We start from the raw sequence: 2,997 nt of genomic DNA, 5'->3' as shown, positions 1-2,997 counted from the left end.
AGAATTAACAAGAATCCTAGTACAAACAACATAGAAAGCGCAAAATAAATTTCATTAATTTCTAGTCCCATGTCTATCCTCCTTAATTCCAAATAATATAAAAAAAACTCCAATAATAACAGCAAAAATGCTGCCAAATAGTGAAAACTTGAAAAAGAATCCGATTGTTCCACTGGAAGTAAATATCACTCCCATATCACGGAAAACACTCTCTAGCTTCTCATTGTCTATACTTACCATTTTACTCTCCTATATGACAATCACAAGGACAGTAACCCCTACAGGGATTAATGTCCCTGTGGGTTAAAACAAACTCAACTCATCGCTGCCACTTTCTTGCATAATTGCAAGGCTTGTACAAGTGGTTAAGGTTACAGCGTAAGTGCCGTGGTCTTAAATTAAATTTAATCATACCATATAAATTACAACTAATAAGGCTTTAACCTTAATGAAAGTAGTTTGTAATTAAACCACTGACCAACGAAAGTTGGCAGACAGTTAGAGACACTAGGTTTCATCCCAAGTGCACTAAAACCACTCTTCTAGGTGGTTTTTTTATGATGTTAGTTTGATTTAAGGCTTCTGTCCAAAATTTCTTGAACTTCTCTCGGAAATTGCATTATCACCTGCTTGGCATTATAATATCGCCTTGCTTTAACCTCTATTAGCCCTGCTAGGACAAGGTTTAAAGAAATCACCAATTGGGCAAAAATTGGATTTTGCTAATCATCCCTATTTATGCAAAGGTCTCTTATTATCTAACATAGCGACCTTGTTTGCCTGATGTATCTAATTAAATGATTTTTTTGGATTTTGTGATAGGTTTTCTAGGGATTCAATGATGAACCAGAGCTTCAAACTCTGGATTACCCCATGTCCTAATTGAGCCATCGGGCTTAACAGCGCTAAAAGCAAGTGCATTTGAATAAATCTTGATATAACCTTTGTCAGTGGGTGCGTTTATGGGTTTATTACCGTTACTCCGCAAATTCTTTAAGTCACCCCATGATGTAATTGAACCATCGGCTTTAAGGGCGGCAAAGGCTCTACCAGTTGAATAAATCTTGATATAACCTTTATCAGTGGGTGCACTGGGTGCGTTTGTACCTCCACTCCCTGAGTTACCCCATGTTGTGATTGAGCCATCAGCTTTAAGGGCAGCAAAGGCATATCCGTTTGAATAAATCTTAGTATAGCCTTTACCAGAGGGAGCACCTGTGCCTCCATAACCCGAACCACCCCACGCCGCGATTGACCCATCGGCTTTAAGGACGGCAAAGGCACCATTGGTTGAATAAATCTTGGTGTAGCTATTACCAGAGGGTGCACCTGTACCTCCATGACCCGAATTACCCCACGCCGCAATTGACCCATCGACTTTAAGGGCGGCAAAAGCACCATTAGTTGAATAAATCTTGGTATAGCTATTACCAGAGGGTGCACCTGTGCCTCCAGTCATTGAACTACCCCACGCCGTAATTGAGCCATCGACTTTAAGGGCGGCGAAGGCATATCCATTTGAATAAATTTTGGTATAGCCACCACCAGAGGGCGCACCTGTGCCTACATAACCCCACGCCGTGATTGAGCCATCGACTTTAAGGGCGGCAAAGGCGTATCTATTTGAATAAATCTTGGTATAGCCATTACCAGAGGGCGCACCTATACCTCCCGCCCCACCCCACGCTGCGATTGATCCATCGGTTTTAAGGGCGGCAAAGGCACCATAAGTTGAATAAATCTTGGTATAGCCATTATCAGAGGGTGCACCTGTACCTCCATGACTTGAACTACCCCACGCCGTGATTGAGCCATTAGCTTTAAGGGCGGCAAAGGCGTATCCATTTGAATAAATCTTGGTATAGCCACTATCAGAGGGCGCACTTGCACCTCCATAATTCGGAACACCCCACGCCATGATTGAGCCATCGTCTTTAATGGCGGCAAAGGCTCGCTTATTAGCATAATTTGGTGAACTGTGAAATCCATTAAAATCATTCTGAGCACTAGAATAATCCACCTCAGAAAAATGCAAAGGATCAACACCCATAACCTGAACTTCTGCTAGAGAGAGATAGTCATTGTCAAGCAACTGGATTCTAACATAGCGACCTTGTTTGCCTGATGCGTCTAATTGAATGATTTTTCTGGGATTAGGCGCGACATGAAAGTCTTGTTGATAGATGTGGGTGCTGAAGTCTGCTTTATTAGAGATACTAACTTGGTAATTACTTAGTCTGTTTACACAGCAATCAGTGCGGTTGTAGATAATAATTTGCTTGATATTTTTTTGACCGCCTAGATCAACCTGCCACCAAGCACCTTGTTCGTGTTCGGTAATGGCTATGCTTCTATTAGAGAGTTTACCATTAGTGTTACCATCTACTGCATAGCCAGCAACAGTGAAGACAGCGTGTATATATGTGCTGGATTGTGTGGCATGTTTTCCAAGGGCTAGATTAGTAGTGCCGACACCAACAGCAATAACAACAGTTGCAGTGTCCTGACCACGACGACCAATTGCAGTCACAGTATAAATCACCGGATCAGCTGCAACAATTGGCGCTCCAGAGATGGTTCCAGTTTTTTTATTAAAGGATAAGCCATTGGAAATAGCAGGAGAAATTAAGTAATAAGAAACAGCATCACCTCTATTAGAGATGGTAACAGGTGTAATAGCAGTTCCAGAAGTGGCACTAACATGATTAGTGCTGATTGTGATAAGTGGATCTAGCACAACACTAAAAGCATTTAAAGAGACTGAAAAGATAGTAATTGCAAGGAGTTTAGTAAGTTTGTTCAGGGTATTTGTTGTGTTTTTCATTTTTAAAAAATAATGATTAAAAAATTCACTGTAGCATTTAAAAACAATTTTGTCAAGATCTTTTATGAAATCCAAAAATTTTACCCGTTGAATGATGATTAACCACCAGCACATCACAACCTAGGTAACCAGTAACTGAAACACCTTTACTGCATTTTCTTTATTTCCCCAAT

1 protein-coding gene is annotated in these 2,997 nt (G+C 40.8%); it reads right to left on the bottom strand.

Translation table 11 applies throughout. The features are described 5' to 3' along the window. Positions 1-835 precede the first annotated feature (835 nt). Positions 836-2,824, bottom strand: coding sequence for a galactose-binding domain-containing protein (locus BBROOKSOX_RS09775; RefSeq protein ID WP_180323972.1), 1,989 nt, complete (start codon positions 2,822-2,824; stop codon positions 836-838). Positions 2,825-2,997: the final 173 nt, after the last annotated feature.

The sequence above is a fragment of the bacterium endosymbiont of Bathymodiolus sp. 5 South genome (genome assembly GCF_900128535.1).
Lineage (GTDB): Bacteria > Pseudomonadota > Gammaproteobacteria > PS1 > Pseudothioglobaceae > Thiodubiliella.
Note: the sequence above shows the minus strand (reverse complement) of the source record. Positions and strands in the feature narration are given on the sequence as shown.